At 69.4% G+C, this 829-nt stretch carries 1 protein-coding gene and 1 pseudogene; both read right to left on the bottom strand.

Going from position 1 to position 829, the window contains the following annotated elements; genetic code table 11:
- On the bottom strand, nt 1-482 hold a 482-nt coding region (locus tag KBX53_RS34540; RefSeq protein WP_210863985.1), incomplete at its 3' end, for a PCRF domain-containing protein.
- Nucleotides 483-603: 121 nt separating this feature from the next.
- Nucleotides 604-829: pseudogene (locus KBX53_RS34535) on the bottom strand (PadR family transcriptional regulator); the annotation flags it as partial.

Here is an 829-nt window from a genome sequence, read left to right as displayed (position 1 = left end):
GGGTAGCCGTGCCGCTCCGCCCAGCGCAGGTACATCCGCAGCAGCATCTCGGCGAAGTCCGCGGCGTCCACACCACCGGCGCCGGCCCGGATGGCGACGAGTGCCTCCCGGGAGTCGTACTCGCCGGAGAGCAGGGTGCGGACCTCCATCTCCTGGATGGCCTTGGTCAACCCGGTGATCTCCGACTCGACCTCGGTCAACACGCCCGGGTCGGACTCGGCCTCGGCCAGCTCCAGCAGCACCTGGGCGTCGTCGAGCTGGGAGCGCAGGCTGCCCAGCTTGCTGATCTCGCCGTTGACGTACGACAGCTGCGAGGTCACCTGCTGGGCCTTGGCCTGGTCGTCCCACAGGTCGGGGGCGGACGCCTCCTGCTCAAGGCGGGCCTTGTCCTCGTGGAGCCGGTCGAGGTTGAGGACGGCCTCGATGTTTCGCAGGGTCGCGTCGAGTTCCTTGAGCTGTTCGGCGTAATCGGCAGCGGTCACGACAGACAAGCGTACTGCGCGGGCGAGGGGTGAGCTTGCGAGCCCCGCGGAGCAGCGTCAAATCGGGGGTACGCCCCCGGGCTCACGGCAGCCCGTTGCCGGTGCGCGAACCAGCCGATCGTCACCCGACGGGGGCGGACTTCAGCCACGAGAGGGCAGCCCGGTGGTAGGCGACCGCGAACTCCAGCGCGCTGGCGTCGTAGGTCTCGCCGTCCCGTTTGGCGTACTTCACCTGCTCCCGCACCTGGGCGAGGGCCTCGGGGTGGTATTCGTTGGCCGAGGCGTACAGGCTCTTCAGCTGGCTGGCGGAGTGCAGGTTGCCGAAGGCCATCCGCAGCGCTATCGGG

The organism is Micromonospora sp. M51, assembly GCF_018070305.1.
GTDB lineage: Bacteria > Actinomycetota > Actinomycetes > Mycobacteriales > Micromonosporaceae > Micromonospora > Micromonospora parva.
Note: the sequence above shows the minus strand (reverse complement) of the source record. Positions and strands in the feature narration are given on the sequence as shown.